Origin of the sequence: Vibrio sp. 10N.286.45.E10 (assembly GCF_002874195.2) — a bacterium.
In the GTDB taxonomy this organism is placed as follows: Bacteria; Pseudomonadota; Gammaproteobacteria; order Enterobacterales; family Vibrionaceae; genus Vibrio; species Vibrio crassostreae.
In genome coordinates, this window is the sequence record NZ_MCWD02000002.1 from 877800 (window position 1) to 898600 (window position 20801).

At 44.6% G+C, this 20801-nt stretch carries 18 protein-coding genes; 11 read left to right on the top strand and 7 right to left on the bottom strand.

Annotated elements, in window-relative coordinates:
• Window positions 1–69 precede the first annotated feature (69 nt).
• From BCU34_RS16965 to BCU34_RS16980, 4 genes are all read left to right on the top strand, one after another.
• Window positions 70–1068 (top strand): LacI family DNA-binding transcriptional regulator, encoded by a 999-nt coding sequence (locus BCU34_RS16965; protein ID WP_102480552.1) that lies wholly within the window; start codon window positions 70–72, stop codon window positions 1066–1068.
• Between the two features lie 174 nt (window positions 1069–1242).
• Window positions 1243–1803, top strand: coding sequence for a sugar O-acetyltransferase (locus BCU34_RS16970; protein ID WP_102480553.1), 561 nt, complete (start codon window positions 1243–1245; stop codon window positions 1801–1803).
• A 214-nt stretch (window positions 1804–2017) separates the two neighbouring features.
• Window positions 2018–3166 carry an S-(hydroxymethyl)glutathione dehydrogenase/class III alcohol dehydrogenase gene (locus tag BCU34_RS16975; RefSeq protein WP_017631496.1) on the top strand — a complete coding sequence of 383 codons (1149 nt, stop codon included), beginning with the start codon at window positions 2018–2020 and terminating at the stop codon, window positions 3164–3166.
• A gap of 166 nt (window positions 3167–3332) precedes the next feature.
• On the top strand, window positions 3333–4613 hold the full coding sequence (locus tag BCU34_RS16980) for a dicarboxylate/amino acid:cation symporter (protein ID WP_102480554.1): 1281 nt from the start codon (window positions 3333–3335) through the stop codon (window positions 4611–4613).
• 120 nt (window positions 4614–4733) lie between these two features.
• Here BCU34_RS16980 and BCU34_RS16985 read toward each other — a convergent pair whose 3' ends face one another.
• The gene (locus BCU34_RS16985) at window positions 4734–5300 is read right to left on the bottom strand and encodes a dihydrofolate reductase family protein (RefSeq protein ID WP_102431537.1); all 567 of its coding nucleotides are present in this window, start codon (window positions 5298–5300) and stop codon (window positions 4734–4736) included.
• Between the two features lie 61 nt (window positions 5301–5361).
• Between BCU34_RS16985 and BCU34_RS16990 the strand changes: the two genes are divergently transcribed.
• Complete coding sequence (locus BCU34_RS16990) at window positions 5362–5931, top strand: TetR/AcrR family transcriptional regulator (protein ID WP_102480555.1); 570 nt, start codon at window positions 5362–5364, stop codon at window positions 5929–5931.
• A gap of 205 nt (window positions 5932–6136) precedes the next feature.
• Window positions 6137–7669, top strand: coding sequence for a phospholipase D family protein (locus BCU34_RS16995; RefSeq protein ID WP_102480556.1), 1533 nt, complete (start codon window positions 6137–6139; stop codon window positions 7667–7669).
• 118 nt (window positions 7670–7787) lie between these two features.
• Here BCU34_RS16995 and nfsA read toward each other — a convergent pair whose 3' ends face one another.
• Window positions 7788–8510 carry an oxygen-insensitive NADPH nitroreductase gene (gene nfsA / locus BCU34_RS17000; RefSeq protein ID WP_102480557.1) on the bottom strand — a complete coding sequence of 241 codons (723 nt, stop codon included), beginning with the start codon at window positions 8508–8510 and terminating at the stop codon, window positions 7788–7790.
• A 279-nt stretch (window positions 8511–8789) separates the two neighbouring features.
• Here nfsA and BCU34_RS17005 point away from each other — a divergent pair, with 279 nt between their 5' ends.
• From BCU34_RS17005 to BCU34_RS17025, 5 genes are all read left to right on the top strand, one after another.
• The gene (locus BCU34_RS17005; RefSeq protein ID WP_102480558.1) at window positions 8790–10034 is read left to right on the top strand and encodes an NADH:flavin oxidoreductase/NADH oxidase family protein; all 1245 of its coding nucleotides are present in this window, start codon (window positions 8790–8792) and stop codon (window positions 10032–10034) included.
• A gap of 242 nt (window positions 10035–10276) precedes the next feature.
• Entirely contained in the window at window positions 10277–11260 is a 984-nt protein-coding gene (locus tag BCU34_RS17010; RefSeq protein WP_102480559.1) for an HAD family hydrolase, read from the top strand.
• A gap of 160 nt (window positions 11261–11420) precedes the next feature.
• Window positions 11421–12116 (top strand): aspartate/glutamate racemase family protein, encoded by a 696-nt coding sequence (locus tag BCU34_RS17015; protein ID WP_102431542.1) that lies wholly within the window; start codon window positions 11421–11423, stop codon window positions 12114–12116.
• A 361-nt stretch (window positions 12117–12477) separates the two neighbouring features.
• Window positions 12478–13628 (top strand): IS3 family transposase gene (locus BCU34_RS17020; RefSeq protein ID WP_102480628.1). Its coding sequence is split into 2 segments (ribosomal slippage): window positions 12478–12721 and window positions 12721–13628, totalling 1152 coding nucleotides; the frame shifts between segments, so codons are not numbered across the junction.
• Between the two features lie 400 nt (window positions 13629–14028).
• Entirely contained in the window at window positions 14029–14265 is a 237-nt protein-coding gene (locus BCU34_RS17025) for a YdcH family protein (RefSeq protein WP_012600119.1), read from the top strand.
• Window positions 14266–14534: 269 nt separating this feature from the next.
• On the opposite strand, the gene glpD is transcribed toward BCU34_RS17025, so the two are convergent.
• The 5 genes from glpD to BCU34_RS17050 form a co-directional block, all read right to left on the bottom strand.
• Window positions 14535–16094 (bottom strand): glycerol-3-phosphate dehydrogenase, encoded by a 1560-nt coding sequence (gene glpD, locus BCU34_RS17030; protein ID WP_048669081.1) that lies wholly within the window; start codon window positions 16092–16094, stop codon window positions 14535–14537.
• Between the two features lie 270 nt (window positions 16095–16364).
• The gene (locus BCU34_RS17035) at window positions 16365–17150 is read right to left on the bottom strand and encodes a DeoR/GlpR family transcriptional regulator (RefSeq protein ID WP_004732237.1); all 786 of its coding nucleotides are present in this window, start codon (window positions 17148–17150) and stop codon (window positions 16365–16367) included.
• Between the two features lie 275 nt (window positions 17151–17425).
• Window positions 17426–18946: a glycerol kinase GlpK gene (gene glpK / locus BCU34_RS17040; protein WP_102478795.1), complete on the bottom strand. Its 1521-nt coding sequence runs from the start codon at window positions 18944–18946 to the stop codon at window positions 17426–17428.
• A 59-nt stretch (window positions 18947–19005) separates the two neighbouring features.
• Window positions 19006–19860, bottom strand: coding sequence for an MIP/aquaporin family protein (locus BCU34_RS17045; protein WP_102478794.1), 855 nt, complete (start codon window positions 19858–19860; stop codon window positions 19006–19008).
• 450 nt (window positions 19861–20310) lie between these two features.
• Window positions 20311–20742: a PACE efflux transporter gene (locus BCU34_RS17050; RefSeq protein WP_055319949.1), complete on the bottom strand. Its 432-nt coding sequence runs from the start codon at window positions 20740–20742 to the stop codon at window positions 20311–20313.
• Window positions 20743–20801: the final 59 nt, after the last annotated feature.

The window sequence follows — 20801 nt, forward strand, 5'->3', positions numbered from 1 at the left end:
GTTGCCGTTTCACTAAGCAATACAATTAGCTGGCTTAGGCCGGCTAATTTTTTATAGAAGGGTAAGCAAATGGTCACAATGCTTGATGTCGCGAACCGCGCAGGCGTATCTAAGTCGACCGTTTCTCGTGTCTTAAACGGCAAGAATATCGTGCGCCCAGATGTGGTGAAAAAGGTATTTGATGCGATTCAAGAAACGGGCTATCGACCAAACTTGTTAGCTCAGCAATTGGCGACCAAGAAGACCAACTTCATCGGCTTTGTTATCACCAATGAGTTGTTCAACGGCCCTTACTTTTCTTCCTTGATGTACCACGCGGCTTCATACAGTGAAAAGTCGAATCACCAATTGGTGATCACCGATGGTAAACACAGTGCTGAAGATGAGCGAAAAGCGATCAACTTCCTACTCGATATGAAATGCGCGGGCATCATCATCTATCCGCAATGTTTAACGGAAATCGAGATAGCGCAGATCATCGATAGCACCGATACTCCGATTCTGGTGCTTAACCGCGAAATGCCTTCGAAGCCTGAGCACGCGATCACCACCGATCATTATCAAAGTGCTTGTTTGATGGTTGAACACATTATTGAACAGGGCCATACAGATATTGCGGTCATTCGTGGTAAAGCTAGTTCATCGACCGATGAACAGCGTTTTAAAGCCTATCAAGATGTACTAACCAAGCACGGTGTTGCACTAGATGAAACCAAAGTCGTTCAGGGCGATTGGACGATGGAAAGTGGTTACCGTGCCGGGCGAGCTTTAGCGGAGAGCAAAGCAAGCTTCACTGCGATCTTGTCTGAAAACGATGACATGGCGATTGGCGCGATTAAGGCGTTAACAAAGCTGGGTTATTCATTGCCCAAAGACATCTCTATCGTCGGCTTTGATAACAGCAAAGTGGGTGAATTCCTCACACCAAGCTTAACCTCTGTCAGCGTACCGCTGGAGCAGATGATACAAAAGGCGATCCTGAAAATTGTTGGTGATGCTGAACAAGCTGAGGCCATCAACACTACCGGCAGTTTGGTGCTGCGCGATTCAGTTGCTCAGCGTATTTAAGCTCAATTAACAGAGAGTCGATTTCATATTTGGCCTACAAAAAGTGATGGGCTATACATCTCTGAAATCGTGCTAAAGCCTTGCTTACTCCGCTTTATTAGATATGCGATATTGCGTTCTTTGGTCGTTGAATTGACCATTTTTAGGTAAGTAGTGTGAAAAGAGGTAAGTAACGTGAAAACAGAAAAACAAAAAATGTTAGCTGGTGAGCCTTATTTAGCATGGGATGAGCAGCTGTACGCGGAGCGAATCGAGTGTCGTAAGGTATTGCAAAAACTTAATAACAGCATTCCAGATACCAATGAGTGGCGCACGGCAATTGATAAGCTGATTCCTGATTCTGAAGGTGCCTATTTAGAGCCGCCATTTCGTTGTGACTATGGCTCAAACATTAAGCTGGGTAAGAACTTCTATGCCAACTTTAACTGCGTATTTTTAGACGTGGCAGAGGTAACGATTGGCGACAATGTGTTGTTCGCGCCAAATGTTCAGGTGTTAACAGCAGGACACCCGCTAGACGTTAAAGGACGCGTTGAACAAGGTGTTGAGTTCGGTACACCAATTACTATTGGTGACAATGCTTGGATTGGTGCGGGCGTAATCATATGCCCAGGCGTGAACATTGGTAAGAACAGTGTGATTGGCGCTGGAAGTGTGGTGACTAAAGACATTCCAACCAATGTGGTTGCAGTGGGCAATCCATGTAAAGTGCTGAAATCGATCGATAACGACTAAGTTTACTGAATACTTCCATCATCTACATTAGAGCGATTCTCTATGTGTACGTGAGGGACTTAGCTTTCTCGATTCATTATTACCAATATGTAATAATCATTTCCAAAAATAGGGGATTATCAAAATTAATATCCCTACCTATACTAGCCCCAACAAAACGAGAGAGCGATAACAAACAAGCTCAACGTTGACTGACTAATATAGGAAATATCACATGACTATCGAAATCAAACCTGGTCAAACTCATATCCAATCTAAAGCTATGGTTGCTTGGAAAGCGGGTGAGCCGCTAAAGCGTGAAACCGTTGACGTTGAACTGCCAAAGGCTGGCGAAGTACTTGTTCGTATCGTTGCTACTGGTGTTTGTCACACTGACGCATTCACTCTTTCAGGTGACGATCCAGAAGGTATCTTCCCTTCTATCCTTGGTCACGAAGGTGGCGGTATCGTTGAAATGGTTGGCGAAGGCGTAACAAGCGTTGAAGTTGGCGACCACGTGATCCCACTTTACACAGCTGAGTGTGGCGAATGTAAATTCTGTAAGTCTGGTAAAACTAACCTTTGCCAAGCGGTTCGCGAAACTCAAGGTAAAGGCCTAATGCCAGATGGCACAAGCCGTTTCTCTATCAACGGTGAGCCAATCTTCCACTACATGGGTTGTTCTACTTTCTCTGAGTACACAGTACTTCCAGAAATCTCACTAGCGAAAGTAAACAAAGAAGCACCTCTTGAGGAAGTTTGTCTTCTAGGTTGTGGCGTAACCACAGGTATGGGTGCAGTACTGAACACAGCTAAAGTTGAAAAAGGCGACACAGTTGCTGTATTCGGCCTAGGCGGTATCGGTCTTTCTGCAATCATCGGTGCTCGTATGGCGGGTGCAAGCAAAATCATAGGTGTTGATATCAACGAGAGCAAATTCGAGCTAGCAAAACAACTTGGCGCTACTGATTGCATCAACCCAATGAACTACGACAAGCCAATCCAAGACGTTATCGTTGAGATGACAGACGGTGGTGTTGATTACTCATTCGAATGTATCGGTAACGTAAACGTGATGCGTCAAGCGCTTGAGTGTTGCCACAAAGGTTGGGGTGAATCAGTTGTGATTGGTGTTGCAGGTGCAGGCCAAGAGATCTCAACTCGTCCGTTCCAACTAGTAACAGGTCGTGTATGGCGTGGTTCTGCTTTCGGTGGTGTTAAAGGCCGCTCTGAGCTTCCAGAAATCGTAAACCGTTACATGGCGGGTGAGTTCGGACTACAAGAGTTCATCACTCACACTATGGGTCTTGAAGACGTAAACGAAGCATTCGAACTAATGCACAAAGGCGAGTCTATCCGTACTGTTCTACACATGGATAAATAGCCTTAAATCTTAAACCTCATCTGGTTTTCATAAAGTCCGTTAGATTGAATCTCTAACGGACTTTATTTTTTCCTAGGCACACTTTACCAAGGAATATTTTTATTAAAGGTTGTTCCCTTTAATAAAGGTATCTGAATTGTCCTACAGGGTTACTGGAATTGTCCTTATGTTGACTAAACTTCGCCACTCTTTACCTCTTCAGTTAATGTTAGCTGCTTTGCTTGCATGGCTTTTTGCACAACTTATTGCTTCAACCTCTGGCATTACCCAAACGGGGTGGTATCAGTTCTTAATGCTTGGCAAAACTACTTATATCGGCTTGCTAAAAATGGTCGTTGGCTTGGTAGTTTTATTCTCGCTATTGCAAGGTATAACAAGCATTGGTTCGATAACTCGATTGAAGCAAATTGGCCGAAATACCGTACTTTTCTATAGCTTCACGACGCTGATAGCCATCTCTTTGGGCTTGGGGGCTTCACTGTTGTTGCCTGCTTGGGAACCTTTAACCAGCGTTGCTGCGATTGGAGACGATGTTCAGCTTATCAGCGAAGATGCGGCAGGAGGAGCTGCTATTGCCAGCAAGCTGTTTAGCATGGCATTAGTGAACCCGGTAGCGGCATTAACCAATGGTAACTTGCTCGCGATTGTTGTGTTCTCATTCATGTTGGGTATTGCTCTGCTTTCTTCATTGCCAGAAAAACACCCGATTTTTGAGGTGCTTCATGGCTTGAACAAGAGCATCAATACCATTGTTGGTTGGATAATTCGTTTAGCTCCACTAGCGGTTTTCGCCATTGTCCTCGATTTTACCGTTCGTGGTGGTGAGTCACTGTTTGAGCAATTGGCACTGTTTGCTTTGCTCGTGTTTGTGCTGACTCTGATCCACGGAGCGATTGTCTTGCCGACTATTGCGAAGGTGATGACTGGGATTCGTCTCAGCACACTATTCAAAGGTATCTCGGCACCGATGGCGATGGCGTTCGCAACGTCATCAAGCTCCGCTACATTGCCTTTGGCGATGAAGAGTGCAGAAGAAAAGCTCGGTGTATCGCAAAGTACGAGTAGCATGGTGTTGCCACTTGGTGCAGTGATGAACATGGATGGTACGGCACTCTTCGAAGGGGTTGCTGCGATCTTCTTGGCTCAACTGTTTGGTGTGGATCTCACTACTTCTGGCTTGGTGATGATCTTCATTATGGCGATGGTCTCTTCTGTGGGAGCTCCGGGCATGCCATCTGGGTCTATGTCTGGCATGCAGCTGGTGTTATTGGCTGCTGGTATACCACTGGAAGCGATCGCGATTCTGCTCATAATTGAACGCCCGTTAGATACATTCCGTACGGCGGTAAACGTAGAAGGTGACATGATTGCTGCACTGGTCGTGGATAAATGGCAGAAACAACAAACAACAGTATCTGAGCCAACACTGAGCGAGTCTCCAGCTTAGCGAATATTCTTGTTTGATTAAAAAGCCCGTTCAGACATTATGAACGGGCTTTTTGTTGTTTGTTAATGTATGCAGTCATTCAGTGTTGATCGGTACATAACCTTTATGCGAACAACAGATTTAACACTTACGTAAGTAGTGAGTAGTGACGATCTCATCAAGGTAAGTCGTGACGTTTTTGAGCGTAAAGTCGAGAGGAGAGACTAAGTTACCAAATAGCGGAGATCCGCCACCAAGAACAACGGGAATCGTCGAGATGATCAGTTCATCAATCAGGTCTTCTTTCAGGAAGTTTTGAATGGTCACACCGCCATCAATATACAGGTTGTTAAAGCCTTTACCGTTCAGCTCTTCGATGATCTGAGTGAGCTCACCCTTTATCAAGAACACTTTACCTTCAACCTCTTTAGGTACTTCCGTCAACGTGTTACTCAATACATAAACAGGTTTTGTGTAAGGCCAATCAATACCGAAGCTCAGCACCATATCCATTGTGTTTCGGCCCATTACCAAAGCATCGATACGATCGATATGGGCGTTGTACCCCATGTCATCACCTTCTGGATTTGGGATGGCTTGTAGCCAATCTAGACCACCATTTTTGTCTGCAATGTAACCATCAAGACTCGCACCGATAAAGACAATATTTGACATTGTTAACTCCGAAATTGAACAGAAACTTGGCATTTACGCTGTATTAAATTAAAATATTCTACAGTGTAGAAATATAAATTTAAGAGGTGGTGTTATGACTGTCAAGGATCAAAAGCGAGGTCGACCAAAGAGTGGATCAAGCCAACTAAGTGCCGAAAAGATCTTAGATACGGCAAAGTGCATGATGCGGGAAGGTGGTAAAGTGCCGAGTATCAGAGGGTTAGCCACAGAGCTCGGCGTCGATGCGATGGCGATATACCATTACTTCAAAAACAAAAATGATCTATTGGAGTCGATCACTGTTTCATTAGTAGGTGAAGTGGCACAGCCTGAGCAAAACCAAGTGTGGCAAGAGAACCTTTATCAGCTTAGTGTGAGTTACTTGTCGGTATTGAATGACTACCGTGGGTTGCTAGAAACTCTACTAACGATGAAATCGCTTGGGCCTGTTGAGGTGTTTGGTGAACGCTTTGAAGCGGTGTTGAGTCCGCTGAACCTTACATCAGAACAAACCGAAGACGCCCTTCACTTGCTAGTGGACTATTTGCACGGTTATGCGCTTGCATTGAACTGTAACCCGGATAGAACAGAGATTACGGTTGAGGTGGTAAGAAAGCCTTTAGGCCTTTATTGTTTGGCTATCGAACAGTTGAGATCGCAGTAATTTCAGAGCAAAGGTGAGGGTTTCAGGGCGCGGTTTAGCTATGTGCTGCTCTCGATGGAGTACTGATGTTTCATTTATAGTGGATAATTACCTATAAATTTCAGGCTTTAGCAGTAATAATCAATGAATAGACCTGAACAGCTTGTGAGTCGCAAAGCTGTAGGGACAGTTTCTAAGATGTCACCGTGAAAAGGAAGTCAGACACATGCCTGTGCTCCAACGCATCAGTTTAACCTTAATTTTAGTCGCTATTCTTGGTGGCTGTTCTTCATTGCCAGAAGGCATCGACCATCCTGTAGAACCGTATACCTCTTATGGACCAAGCACTCTGTCGGTTTTAGCGGATGAATATCAACCAGAAGCATCAGAGCAGGCGACTACCGCCGTTCGTTTACAAGAGTCTGGTTGGGATGCATTGGCACAGCGTTTGGCGTTGGTTGAAAGTGCAGAACACACCATCGATATTCAATATTACATCTGGAACTCTGACGAATCGGGCAGTTACCTAGCCAGCCGTTTATTGGCAGCAGCCGAGCGTGGTGTGAAGGTTCGAGTGATGTTGGATGATATCAACCTCAACGAACGTGAAGGTTTGTTGTCAGCACTGGATGCGCACCCTAACGTCGAGATTCGTATCTTCAACCCAACGCCAACACGCCGTGGTTTCAGTAAGTGGCTAAGCTTCCTTGGCGATTTCTCTCGATTAAATCGTCGCATGCACAATAAATCGTTTACCGTGGATGGCACTTTGTCTGTGGTTGGTGGGCGCAATATTGGTGATGAATACTTTGACCTTTCCGATGAGATTAACTTCCGAGATCGTGATGTATTGGTCATGGGCTCAGTCGTCACCACTATCCAAACTAGCTTTATCGAATACTGGAACAGCCGATGGTCTTATCCAGTCGATATGTTGGGCGATGAAGAACAACCCGATATCTCAAAAATTGAGAATATTGCCGCTCCGCAATATCTGAATTACCCAGAGCTACCATTAGATCGTGAAGCGGCAGACAGCCTGCTAAAAAAGGCACTTGGTGAGATGACTTGGGTTAACGCGAGTTTCGCTTATGACCGACCCGTTCCAGTTGACTCAGATAATACCGATCAACCGAAAGCGACCGCAGTTCTGTTAGGTCAGCTAGCCAGTGAATCGAAGAAAGAGATCTTGCTAGAATCGGCTTACCTAGTATTTGATGACGGCCAATTAGAAGAGTGGCAAGTGTTGAACAAAAGCGGCGTCGAGACCAAAGCATTGACTAACTCAATGGCTTCTAATGATCTGGTGACCAATCACTCTGCTTACGCGGGCAGACGCTACGACATGTTAGAACATGGCATCGATTTGTTTGAGCTAAAACCAGATTCCAAGCTGTGTGAAGCATCGACTCAAGACGTGTCTAAATGTGCACCTGAGACAGCTTATGGTCTGCACGCTAAATCAGTGGTATTTGACCGCAGTATCGCGAGCATTGGCTCATTTAACTTCAATTTACGTTCTACCTACCTCAATACGGAATCGGTTTTGATCATCAAGAACAAAGGTATTGCTGAAACATTAGCGGACACTATTGAGCAAGCGATGAGTGAAGATAATAGCTGGCGCTTGGAACTGGAAGACGGTGATGTGTATTGGTATTCCGGTGAGCAAAGCTGGGACAGCGAACCTGAAACTGGCAAGTGGGAGAGAATGCAGTCTGGCTTTCTACAATTACTTCCGATAGAGAAATATCTGTAAGCTAGCGGCCTCCGGATTAATAAAATGTCAGCGTATCGTACGCTGACATTTTTGTTTGTGTTGCTAAAACGGGGCTCGCTCACCGGAATCTCTTTCTGTCTTCAGAGCGGCTTTTGCTCTATCGCTTAGTCAGCTCCTTGCTGTTTAGGTAAGGCAGGATATGCGGACGAGATTCGCCAGACAGCTTTTGAGTGATCTGCTGTGACCAACTGCTCTGCTTCTGATTACTTGAGCGATTCGCGTAGTAGCATTGCATTGAATCATCGTAGCGAGCAATTTCGTCTAAGCTCAACGGCTGGTATTGGTTCTCGTGCATCACCACATGAGCAGGAAGGCGAGGCTTAATCTCAGGTTGCTGTACCGGGTGACCTAAACACATCCCAAATAGCACGGCAGTGTGTAGTGGTAGCTCAAGTAGTTCATCGACTTGTTGAGCGCTGTTGCGCAAGCCTCCGATGTACACACCACCTAAGCCAAGAGACTCAGCAGCCAGCATGCAGTTTTGCGCCATGATGCCTGAATCGACCGCGCCAATCAGTGTCAGTTCAGTAAAGTCGGTTTTCACCTCAGGGTTGATTTGAGCGTGGCGTTGATAGTCGATGCAGAATACTAAAAACTCAGCCGCACTTTCAATGTAAGCTTGGTTGCCTGCGTATTCTGCTAGCAGCTTTCGCTTCTCTTTGTCTGTCACTCTCACAATAGAAACAGCCTGCAGTAAGCTTGATGATGACGCAGCGAGACCTGCCTGGACAATTAAATCGAGGTGCTCCTTCTCTATTGGTTGATCGGTATATTGACGAATGGAGCGGTGCCCCAGAATAGTTTCAATCGTGCTGTTCATAACTCTCAGACAGTCCTTGTGATGATGGTGTAGAGAATCACAATAACGACAATTACTATGAGCGTAAAGGGCGTTAGAGCCTTTCTGATTAGCGTAATGTTGTAGTGCTAGCTCCGATTTTTGAGCTCCTGTTGATAATTGATTCATGTCGGTTGTTATGCTGCTGGTTTTGATTGTTGAGCAGAAATTGCTTCGAAATAGGCGTTAAATGCTCAGAACTGTCAGATAAAATAGGGCATACTGGACGCAATATATAAACCCAAGAAAGTAACCACGCGCATGAATCCAATCTGCCTCAACGACCCTTTTTCTCTTCCTAATGGCCAAGTGATCAAAAATCGCCTGTTCAAATCGGCAATGAGTGAACAGCTAGGTGATAAACATCATAACCCTAAGCAAGGTTTAGTCACGCTTTACCAGCGTTGGGCTCAAGGAGGAATTGGCCTATCCATGACGGGCAACGTGATGGTCGATAGAGGTGCGCTTGGTGAACCTAAAAACGTGGTGTTGGATGAGCACAGTGATTTAAGCGTATTTCGTGAGTGGGCGAAGGCTGGAACACAGAATGGTTCGCAGATATGGATGCAACTGAATCACCCAGGTAAGCAAATTCCTAAATTCTTATGTGATAGCCCGGTTGCCCCTTCAGCTATCTCTTTAGAGCGCGGATTAGAAAAAGGCTTTAATACGCCACGAGCTCTGACTGAGAAGGAAATAATCGCAATCATTGATAAATTCGCGCTGAGTGCAAAGCTTGCAAAACAAGCGGGTTTTACTGGTGTACAGATTCACGGTGCTCATGGTTATCTGGTCAGTCAGTTTTTGTCTTCTAGACACAATCAACGCCAAGACAAATGGGGTGGATCACTTGAAAACAGACTTCGTTTTGTGCTTGAGGTTTATCGTGCGATTCGAAAAGAGGTCGGTGAAGATTTCCCTGTCGGAATTAAGCTCAACAGTGCTGACTTCATGAAAGGTGGCTTCACTGAAGAAGAGTCGATGCAGGTTGTGCAAACACTGAGTGATAACGGTATCGACCTGATTGAGATCTCTGGCGGCACCTATGAAAGTCCATCAATGATGGGTTCAAAGAGCAAAGCTGAATCAATCAAGTCCAGCACAGTAAAACGTGAAGCGTATTTTATGGATTACATGGTGAAGGCGAGAAAACTCGTGAGTACACCGCTGGTGGTCACGGGAGGTTTTCGAACCGCGCAAGCAATGAATGAAGCATTAAACACCTCGGCGACCGATTTTATTGGCATTGCGCGCACAATGGCGGTTGATCCTGATTTCCCTAACAAGTTAATTGAAAACCCTAGCCACGGCATGCCGCTAACGGTGCCAACCACAGGTAAACCCGCATTAGACAAAGTGGCGATGGTCGGGCTGGTTTGGTATGAACATCAGATGTGGCGCATTGCCTCTGGCAAGAACGCCGACCCAAAACTAAGCGCACTCGGTGTGGTGTTAAAAACAATTTTCAGCGCTGGTTGGCACGCTTTCAAAAAGCGCAGAGCGTAAGCAGTCATGGATTGTTAAAGCAGAGCTTTGAGGAATTGAAGTTCTGCTTTTTGTTTGTCTCTTTTAAAATCTTAATTCTCGAGAAATACGTCGTATAGCACTCTCGGTCAGTCCTTGTTGTGGCACTAATCTAATACCAACATGAGTATTGGTTATAGTGTTCATAAGTGGAAAATCAGAGTAGAACAACTAGGATGAATTGAATTAAACCCTACAAATAATTCAATAACATGGTAGTTGCTATGAAGAAAATAAACCTTTTGTCAGTTGCGATTTTATCTAGCCTCTCTTTCTCATCTTTTGCTAAGGATTGTGACCCCAATTTGTTGCCATCTTGGAAAGATAGCGAGAGTAAATCCGCCATCGTGGATTTTGTTGGGCAAACCACCAAAGCAGAGTCTGATACGTTCGTTGCGGCCCAAGATCGCATCGCTGTATTCGATAACGACGGTACGCTTTGGTCAGAAAAGCCTTATTACTTCCAGCTGGCCTTTGCACTAGATCGTGTAAAAGAGATGGCGCCTGAGCACCCTGAGTGGAAAACGGAAGCACCGTTTAAGTTTGTACTCGAAGATGATATTGAGAGAGTTCTGGGCAGTGGCGAAGAAGGTTTATTGAAAATCATCATGGCGACACACTCTGGTATGACAGTCGAAGACTACCAACAAGAGGTTAAGCAATGGTTGGCGGTAGAAAAAGACGAGCGCTTCAATAAAGCGTACACAGACCTAACTTACCAGCCAATGAAAGAGATGCTGACCTACCTGCAAGAGAATGACTTCAAAACTTACATTGTGTCGGGAGGTGGTGTTGACTTCATGAGAGTGTGGGCTCCTGAGGCTTACAATATCCCGTCAGAGCAGATCATCGGTAGCGCACTTAAATACAACTACAGCTATAACAACGGCAATCCGACCGTTACCAAAGATTCGTCCATTTTGACCATTGATGACAAAGCCGGAAAGGTCACCAATATTCAGCATATTATCGGTAAGAAACCTATTCTAGCGGTCGGTAACTCAGACGGTGACCAAGCTATGATGCAATGGGCAACCAGCCAACCCAACTCAATGGCGATGATTGTTCACCATACTGATGCTGAGCGAGAGTGGAAATATGATCGTGAGTCCCATGTGGGCAAGCTAGATAAAGCACTCGATGAAGCGAACTCTAGAGATGATTGGACGTTAATCGACATGAAATCCGATTGGTGTGAGGTGTATTAACGCTCATAAACATTCAGATAAAACAACAAAGGCTCGGATGGTTCATTCGAGCTTTTTTGCTAAATAGCGAAGGCTTCGTCTCATTTTCAGCAAGAACGTACTATAAATTTTTAACGCATGACGTTTTAATCGGGATAGTCAGAAATTAAAGGAATAAAAAATGAAAACGATCGGTTTGCTTGGTGGTATGAGTTGGGAATCGACCATGAGCTATTACAAATCCATTAACGAAGGTGTTAAAGCGACGCTGGGCGGGCTTAACTCTGCAAAGGTTTGTATGTACAGCGTGAACTTCAACGAGATTGAAAAGTTACAACACCAAGGCCGTTGGGCTGAGACGGCCGATATTTTAGCTGACGCGGCATTATCTGTTGAGAAAGGCGGCGCGGACTTCATTCTGATCTGTACCAATACCATGCATAAGGTTGTGCCTGAGATCGAAGAGAAGATCACGATTCCTATATTACATATCGCTGATACCACCGCGCAGAAGCTGCTTGAACAGAGCGTAAAGAAAGTCGGATTGCTCGGTACTGCTTTTACGATGGAACAAGATTTCTATAAAGGACGCCTGACTAACAAGTTCGGTATTGATGTTGTGATTCCAGATGAGAGTGACCGACAGAAAGTGCACAACATCATTTACCAAGAGCTGTGCCGAGGTGAAGTAAAAGAAGAATCTCGAGCTGTCTATCGTCAAATCATTGAGAAGCTAGGCCAACAAGGTGCAGAGGCCGTTATTCTGGGCTGTACTGAAATCGCCTTACTGATTCAGCAACAACATACTGATGCTCCTTTGTTTGATACTACAGCCATTCATGCAGAGGCGGCGGTGCGCTTGGCGACGAGTGATTAGCTTATAGCTCTTATTCTTAGCTCGATAACTGTCCTCTTTTTCACTCTTGTGCAATTTTTATTCATAGGAGTGAAAGTTTTTTGTACAAAAGCAGGTCTTTAATTAATGAAGCGATGCTTTATTCATTAACCAAGGCTTTATCGACAGGTAAGGCTTTAGTTAATAGCTGAGGTATCCGCGCTTTTTAAGCACTATGCTTTAGTCATGACTAAAAGAGGAATTATTATGAAATGGCTTATCTTATCTGTAACGCTATTATTCGTGGCAGGATGCCAATCTACGGGGTCTGAATCACAGGTTGATCTGCACCAGAAGTTTTGGACACTGAGTTAAGTGAGTACAATCACTAACGAGGTGAACAATGACAACTAAGAAAACACGAATCAAACATGCTCCTGAATTTAAATCCGAAGCACTTAAGTTGGCAGAGAAAGTCGGTGTCGCTGCTGCGGCACGACAGCTATCGTTGTATGAATCTCAAATTTATGGATGGCGTAAAGCCGTCAAAAAAGATGCGAAAATCAGCGATAGAGAAAGGGAACTCGCCACTGAAAATGCCAAACTCAAACGGTTATTGGCTGAGCAAGCTGAAGAGCTAGATATCGTAAAAAAGGCCGCCACCTACTTCGCGAAAAATCTAAAGTAGATTGCTATGAGTTTATGCTCGAACACCTTATGCAATATAGGATTGTCCGTATGGCTAAGGTGTTTGGGGTTTCTCGAAGTGGGTTTTATTATTGGATTGATAATCGCCATAAAGTCACTCAACGCAACGAGCACCGAAAGCAGCTTGACAGCAAAGTTCGAGAAGTCTTTGATGATAAAAAGGAACGCGACGGTGCAAGGCGTATTCAAAAAGAACTTGAGGCAAATGGTAATAAGCACGATGTAAAAACCATTGCCACGAGCATGAAGCGCCAGAGCTTAGTCGCGAAGGCAGCCCGTAAGTTTAAATGTACGACAGACAGCAAGCATAGGCTTCCTGTTGCCCCGAACTTGCTAGAGCAAGATTTTAATGCGACAGCACCAAACCAAAAATGGGCTGGAGATATTACCTATCTAGCGACAAGCGAAGGTTGGATGTATTTGGCGGTTGTTATCGACTTGTACTCACGGCAAGTAGTTGGTTGGTCAATGAGCACCAGAATGACCGCGACTCTGGTCTGTGATGCGCTATCAATGGCATTGTTCCGTAGAGGCATGCCCGAAGGGGTAATTATCCATAGTGATAGAGGTAGCCAATATTGTTCAAAAGATTACAGAGACTTAATCTCAGCCCATAATCTAAAACAAAGTATGAGTAGGAAGGGAAATTGCTGGGATAACGCCTGTGTTGAAAGCTTTTTCCACTCAATGAAAGTAGAAGCCGTTCAATACGAGCCGATAATGACGCGAGAAGAGATGCGCCAAGCACTTTTTGAATATATCGAAGTTGATTATAATCGAACAAGAAGGCACAGTGCCCTTGGGTATCTAAGTCCAGTTAACTTTGAAAAACAATATGTCGCTTAATGCGGTGTCCAGTCTAACTGGAGCAGATCAGGTTGGTGATGATATGAATCGAGTACATTCGGGTGGTTGTAGTAGCTAACCCCAATTTATGTAGCAAAATTTGTTAGCTATCGTTTATAACAACGACCAGTCTAAGGCCTCACGATCAAGTGAGGTTTTGTTTTATTCAAAGGCTATAAAAAACAACTTGGTGATATGGCATATCGTCAGTGGCAGATTTTGTTATTGAGAAAAACCTCAATCCAATACCATAGCTTTGTGGTGGAAGGTTGTAAATTTGTTAATTTGAATTGTTTAAATTCTAGGCTGTGTACTGGATCTCATTTGTCATTTGAGTCCCTTGCTAAGGTAAATAATGAATGTGTAATACCAATCACTTTACTCAACTTAAGAGGTTTCTATGCTAGGTGAAAATCACTCTCTTGTTCACGAATTTCCTGAAATGAAAGACAAAATTGCTGAGCTTGCTAAAACTGACGATGGCTTTGCAGCAGATATGAAGACATACGACAACCTTGATAAAGAGATTCGTAAACTAGAGCTGAAAGATTCACCCATTGATGACGGCTCGATGCACCAACTAAAACATGATCGTTCTGAGCTTAAAGATTCACTGCATGCTCGCTTAATTGCCTAGCTAGCGGGTTATTTTGCTGAATAGCTAAATTAAATAGTTAGTTAGCGAATTGCAGATTGAGATAATAAAAACTCCTTCGGGAGTTTTTTTGTTTCTGCACTCCAGTCCCTATCTGAACGCATAAGAATGTTTGGATACAAGAAACCTTAGATATAGGTAAACTCAATTAGCACTATGGTTTTGTAAATAGGGTATAAAAAAAGCTTAGCGCGGGGGACGCTAAGCTTCGTTGTTAAGTATGTTCTTGAACCATTTTTAGGCTGGTGGGGTTAGCCTACTTGAGAAAAGCTCACTACCTTACTTTGTAGTTTCTCTTTTAAGTAATCAGTCACTGCTTGCTGCTCTGATTCACTCATGTACAGGCCAAGCTTGGTTCTGCGCCACAAGATGTCTTCGTCAGTCATCGCCATCTCTTCATTGATCAAGTAATCGATTTCAACTTGATAAACGCCATGGGCTTCGCTTGAGAATTGGCTGCCAAGGTCAGCTTCGCTATTCGCACCTTCCAGTAGTTTCCACGTGTAAGTACCAAATTGAGTCACGTAGCGAAGCAATAGCGCTTCAGATGCCCAAGGGTATTTAGTGTGGATCATCTTCGCAAGCTGCTCTCTGCTGCAGCTAAAGTTACCGCCTGGAAGCGTGTTGTTGGCTGTCCAAGGCGCACCCATGTTGGTTAGGTGTGGTTCTAACTTCTTAAGTGCCGCTTCGCCGAGTTTACGATAAGTGGTCAACTTACCACCGAAGATCGAAAGCAGTGGTGCTTGATCAAGCTCTGCATCTAATTCCAGCGTGTAGTCACGAGTGATCGCTTGTGGTGAATCCGATTCGTCGTCACAAAGCGGTCTTACGCCACTGTATGTCCAAACCACATCTTCACGGCCAAGCTGTTTAACAAAGTGCTGGTTAACGATATCAATCAAGTAATCCACTTCAACATCATCAATTGCGACGTTACGCGGGTCGCCTTTGTATTCAAGGTCGGTAGTGCCGATGATCGAGAACTTATCTAGGTAAGGGATCATGAACACAATGCGATTGTCTTTGTTTTGCAGAATGTACGCTTGTGGTTCGTCATGAATGCGTGGCACAACAATGTGTGAGCCTTTGATCAGACGAATATTACGAGGCGAAGCCTGCTCTAATCCATCATCAAAGAACTGTTTAACCCAAGGGCCTGCAGCGTTTACGAGAGCTTTCGCTTTACGTTCAAAACGCTGGTTTGTCATTACGTCAAGGATCGTTACATGCCAGATACCGCCTTCACGGTGCGCTTTTTCAACTCGGCAGTAGTTACGTACTTCTGCGTTGTTCTCTTTTGCTGCCAACACGTTGAGCAATACCATGCGAGCATCATCAACCCAGCAATCTGAGTATTCGAAACCTGTCTTCATTTCTGGCTTCAGTAAACCTGATTTAGCCAAGTTCACCGTTTTACTTCCCGGAAGAGTGGTGCGTTTACCCAAGTTATCGTAAAGGAATAGGCCACAGCGGATCATCCAAGCTGGGCGTAAAAATGGTCGATGAGGTAAACGGAAACGCATTGGTTGAGCAACATGAGGTGCTTTTCTTAACAATACTTCGCGTTCTGCAAGCGCTTCCGAAACCAAACGAAACTCGTAATGTTCAAGGTAACGTAAGCCACCGTGGATCAGTTTTGAACTTGCAGATGAAGTAGCAGAAGCAAAATCATTTGCTTCGTATAAGCCAACGTTGAGACCGCGACCTGCTGCATCTGCCGCGATACCTGCACCATTGATGCCGCCGCCAATCACGATCAAGTCTAAAGTGGAAGATGTACTGTTGTTTGAATTATTTTGTTGAGCACTCATGATTTTGACCTCTTGCTGAGCGAACGAGCATTTTAGAACATAAGTGAATCCTATCTTAACTTTCGTTTGCGGTCATTTATTATTTTCGTTTATGCGCGTTTTATGTGATTTGCGCATAAAAAAACCTCTGCTTATGAATGCAGAGGTTCAAATAAAACTTATTCGAGCATAGAAGTGACACTGGTAGTGAGCAAGTTTTACTTTTTTAACTTTTCTATAAAGAATCGTGATTCATTTAAGAAAGTGGCGTCACTGAGCACTTATGTTGAGTTATTCGCTCACAGGACGAGCGGTATCGATCACTTCTAATGGTATTGCTGAATCTTTAAGGATGTTGAGAATCTCTTCCGGTGGTTGCTTATTAGTAAACACCATGTGCGCTTGAGAGATATTGCCGAGCTTAACCATCGCGTTACGACCAAACTTAGTGTGGTCGACGGCTAAGAAGATACTGCGGCTGTTTTCGATGATAGCTTGTTTCACACGAACTTCGTGGTAATCAAAATCGAGCAACGAGCCGTCAAAGTCGATGCCACTGATGCCCAAGATACCGAAATCGAGGCGGAACTGCTTCACGAAATCGAGTGTCGCTTCACCAACAATACCACCATCGCGGTTACGTACTTCACCGCCCGCCAAGATAACCTTGATCTCTGGGTTCGGTAGAAGGATGCTCGCAACATTGATGTTGTTGGTCACGACTCTCAATTGTTTGTGATTTTTGTTGAGTGCGCGGGCGACTGATTCTGGTGTAGTGCCGATATCAACGAACAGGGTTGCACCATCAGGGATGTGTTTAACCAGTTCATCGGCAATCACGTCTTTTTCGTTGAAGTTAAGCGCTTTACGCGTGTTATAAGAGGTGTTTTCCGAGCTTAAAGGAATGGTTGCACCACCGTGATAGCGACGGATTTTGTTGCTATCGGCCAGTTCATTGAGGTCTCGTCTGATGGTTTGTGGGCTGACATCGAACTTTTCAACGAGCTCTTCGGTACTCACATATCCTTGTGTTTTTACCAGATCTACAATCTGCTGGTGTCTTGGTATCTGCTTCACTTAACTTACCACTCCCTGCGCGCAAAGGGCTCTAGCGCGTCAAAATCGAAAATATAAACTCACGCTATTGTGCTCGAATTGATGAAAAGAGAGAAGTAATGATGGTAAGGAATCATGTCTAAACCGCAAAAACGCTGCTCAAAACATGGAATTTGAGCCTGAAACGCAAAAAAGAGCACAAAATAGTGCTCTTTTTAGTTTCGTTTTCTGAGGTTCGAACAATCTAATCGACTAAGAAGGGATTATTCGTGCTCCTCTGTTAACTCAAGCTTAGATTACTCTTCGTCGTCATCGTGCAGTTCAGACCAAACCTGTGCACACTTGATAGCACGTTTCCAACCTTTGTAACGGCGGTTACGCTTCTCTTCGTCGTGGTGTGGCATGAATGTGCGGTTAAGAACGGCTTTGTCTTGAAGCTCATCAATGCTGTCCCAGAAACCAACCGCTAGGCCAGCAAGGTAAGCGGCACCCAGAGCGGTTACTTCCGTTACTTCAGGACGGTGAACTTCAGTATCCAGTACATCTGATTGGAATTGCATTAGGAAGTTATTCGCTACTGCGCCGCCATCAACACGTAGTTTCGCTAGCTTGATGCCTGAGTCAGCTTGCATCGCGTCTAGTACGTCACGAGTTTGGTAAGCAATGCCTTCCAACGTAGCACGGATGATGTGGTTCGAGTTAACACCACGAGTTAGACCAACAATCGTACCGCGAGCGTAAGCATCCCAGTATGGTGCGCCTAGGCCAGTGAATGCAGGAACCACGTAAACGCCGTTTGAAGAGTCTACTTTGGTTGCGAAGTACTCAGAGTCTTCTGCGCCAGCCAGTAACTTCATCTCATCACGTAGCCATTGGATTGATGCACCGCCCATGAATACCGCACCTTCCAGTGCGTATGCAGGTTCACCTTTAGGGCCACATGCCAGTGTTGTTAGTAGGCCGTTTTTCGAGGTTACTTTCTCTTGGCCTGTGTTCATCAGAAGGAAACAACCTGTGCCGTACGTGTTCTTCGCTTGGCCAGCTTCTACACACATTTGACCGTAAAGTGCAGCTTGTTGGTCACCCGCAATACCCGCGATTGGGATACGAGTACCACCTTTACCACCAAGGTTCGTTTGACCGTACACTTCAGAAGAACGCTTCACTTCTGGCATCATTGATGAAGGGATACCCATCTCATCAAGTAGCTTTTGATCCCAGCATAGGTCGTTGATGTTAAATAACATAGTACGTGACGCGTTAGTGTAATCCGTAACGTGTACACGTCCTTGAGTCATCTTCCAAACCAACCAAGTATCAACCGTACCGAATAGCAATTTGCCTGCTTCAGCGTCTTCGCGAGCACCTTCAACGTTGTCTAGAATCCATTTTACTTTTGTACCTGAGAAATACGGGTCAAGGACTAAGCCAGTATTGTCACGTACGTAGTCTTCTAGGCCACGTGCTTTTAGGTCTTCACAGATGTCTGCTGTACGGCGACACTGCCATACGATTGCGTTATAAACAGGCTTGCCTGTCTCTTTGTTCCAAACAATGGTGGTTTCACGTTGGTTAGTGATACCAATGCCTGCTAGCTCATCGCTGCGGATGCCTGCTTTAGCAAGTGCTTCAACCAATGTAGAGCTTTGAGTCGCCCAGATTTCCATTGGATCGTGCTCAACCCAACCGGCTTTTGGATAAATCTGAGTAAATTCGCGTTGAGAAGAGCTTACGATGTTTGCATCGTGGTCGAGGATTACAGCGCGAGAGCTTGTGGTGCCTTGGTCTAGGGCAACAATGTATTTTTGCTCGGTCATGGTAAGAATCCTTTTTCTTTTGTTATTTATATTTTAGTAAATGTAGGGTCGCTTAGGAATTAAGCTTGAGCTTGTTCAGCTTCTTCTTCTGTCTCACATTGGTTTGGAATTGTGCAGCCTTGGCCTTCAATTGGTAGGTAAGCACCGATAACACGTGGGTACAACCAACCACCAAAACACGCACCCGCAATTGGAGCAAGGATTGGAACGATGAAGTAAGGAATATCTCGAGCACCGCTTAGTGCGAAATCCCAACCTGCAAAGTAAGCGAACAGTTTTGGTCCAAAGTCACGAGCAGGGTTCATTGCAAAACCAGTCAGTGGACCTAAAGAACCACCAATTACCGCGATAAGAATACCGATCAGTAGAGGGTTCATCGCACCGCGAGATGCGCCGTTGTTCTCATCACCTAACGCTAAGATGGCAAACATCAACACTGCAGTAATCACGAATTCCACAGCAAAAGCGCCGAAGAAAGAGAGTGAAGCGTGTGGGTAAGTCGAGAAGATACCAGCAGTTGATAGTGCGTCTTGGCTGCTACGAACGAAGTTATGTGCGATTTCGTAGTCAGTAAATAGGTTGCTGTACAGGCTGTAAACCAATGCTGCAGAGCAGAAAGCGCCAAGCAGTTGCGAAATGATGTAAGGCACCACTTTCGCTTTATCAAAGCCATGGAACATGGCCAGCGCGATGGTTACCGCCGGGTTAATGTGTGCGCCTGAAACGCCAGCAGTACAGTAAATTGCAATCGCAACACCGAAGCCCCAGATGATACTAACTTCCCATTGTCCGAATGTTGCGCCAGTTAATACCAGTGCAGCCACACAGCCAACGCCAAAGAAGATGAGCAGGCCTGTACCGATAAATTCAGCCAAGCATTGCCCAAATAAAGAAGGGTGTTTGTTTGTTGTCATGTTCGAGTCCTTTTTAGTTTTGCTTATCTAGCACGTGTATTGTGCATAAATTTGCGAACTCGAAAATAAACGAACATCAAAAATGAGCGTTTGAACATAAAATTGTTAATTAAAGTCACTTGAAATGTTAATCCGAACACTTTTGTTCGGAAAAGATGCTCGCATGAACGTCATTGCTCGAATTGATAGGTTGCGAAGCCGCTAAAACTACCTATATGTAAATGAATGCGCAACTGGTACGAGGAGTTTATGTTTGGATTTGTGATGCTGATTCGCGAGTGGTGGTTTATTAAACTTGGATCTTGTGGGCCTATCCTAGTTCTCAAATGTTGGAAAAGCGTTAACAAACAAGGATGTACTTAAGCTATGACAAAAAATGCCAGATCCATACTGAATCTGGCAATTCGCTTGGTCTATCGCTCAGTGATGATATTTGAGCGAATTGGTGACTTAATTGAGAGCGCTAACTTTTCCTTGTGTAACAAAGTAGTCTCTTACTGAATCGTACGCCCAGTTAAATCCGATAGCGTAGAGTACAAAGAAAATGACTAGGCCGATGTCCATAATCAATACGGTTAGAAAATCTAGCTTCAACACCCACATCAAGACTGGCAGCGTTACAGTCATTAAACCAAGTTCAAATCCCAATCCGTGTAAAACTCGTGTTTTCTTGGTTCGTTTTGTTCTGTCTGCCCCGAAGATTTTGTCGTAGCCGTAGTTGTAGACGTAGTTCCAAGCCATTGCTATTAGCGACATCGCAAGTGCTAACCCCGCCATTTCCCCAGCTCCATTACCAGTAATGTAGGTTGCTAGCCCCGCCATCATGATCAGTGCGAACACTTCAAATAGCACCATATGTAGAATTCGTTCTTTGTGTGACATGTATTTTCTCTTTCTGTTGAATCTATATTTGCTGTTTGAAAGGCATATTATCTTTAATT